Source organism: Streptomyces tropicalis, from assembly GCF_029269835.1.
Classification (GTDB): domain Bacteria; phylum Actinomycetota; class Actinomycetes; order Streptomycetales; family Streptomycetaceae; genus Streptomyces; species Streptomyces tropicalis.
In genome coordinates this window covers 1-1,055 of record NZ_JARJBB010000094.1, presented here as the reverse complement: position 1 = coordinate 1,055, position 1,055 = coordinate 1, and the positions used below count along the sequence as shown (strand labels likewise).

1 protein-coding gene is annotated in these 1,055 nt (G+C 67.2%); it reads left to right on the top strand.

The genetic code is table 11. The annotated features are described in order from the left end of the window. Position 1: 1 nt before the first annotated feature. Positions 2–1,055 (top strand): flavodoxin-dependent (E)-4-hydroxy-3-methylbut-2-enyl-diphosphate synthase (gene ispG, locus P3H78_RS33150; protein ID WP_276112880.1); only part of this gene is annotated, 1,054 nt, incomplete at its 3' end.

Genomic DNA, 1,055 nt, shown 5'->3' with positions numbered 1-1,055 from the left:
GATCCAGGTCGGGTCGGTGGCGGTGGGTGGGGATGCGCCGGTGTCGGTGCAGTCGATGACGACGACGCGGACGTCGGACGTGGGTGCGACGTTGCAGCAGATCGCGGAGCTGACGGCGTCGGGGTGCCAGATCGTGCGGGTGGCGTGTCCGACGCAGGATGATGCGGACGCGCTGGCGACGATCGCGCGGAAGTCGCAGATCCCGGTGATCGCGGACATCCACTTCCAGCCGAAGTACGTGTTCGCGGCGATCGAGGCGGGGTGTGCGGCGGTCCGGGTGAACCCGGGCAACATCAAGCAGTTCGACGACAAGGTGCGGGAGATCGCGAGGGCGGCCCGTGATCGTGGCACGCCGATCCGGATCGGGGTGAATGCGGGGTCGCTGGATCGGCGGCTGCTGCAGAAGTACGGCAGGGCGACTCCGGAGGCGTTGGTGGAGTCGGCGCTGTGGGAGGCGTCGCTGTTCGAGGAGCACGACTTCCGGGACATCAAGATCTCGGTGAAGCACAACGATCCGGTCGTGATGATCGAGGCGTACCGGCAGTTGGCGGAGCGGTGCGACTATCCGCTGCATCTGGGGGTGACGGAGGCGGGGCCTGCGTTCCAGGGGACGGTGAAGTCGGCGGTGGCGTTCGGTGCGCTGTTGTCGCAGGGGATCGGTGACACGATCCGGGTGTCGTTGTCGGCGCCGCCGGTGGAGGAGGTCAAGGTCGGTATCCAGATTCTGGAGTCGCTGAATCTGCGGCAGCGGGGTCTGGAGATCGTGTCGTGTCCGTCGTGCGGGCGTGCGCAGGTGGATGTGTACAAGTTGGCGGAGGAGGTCACCGCGGGTCTGACGGGGATGGACGTCCCGTTGCGGGTGGCGGTGATGGGGTGTGTGGTGAACGGTCCGGGTGAGGCGCGGGAGGCCGATCTCGGGGTGGCGTCGGGCAATGGGAAGGGGCAGATCTTCGTGAAGGGCGAGGTCATCAAGACCGTGCCGGAGTCGAAGATCGTGGAGACCCTGATCGAGGAGGCCATGAAGCTCGCGGAGCGGATGACCGCCGAAGGCGCCG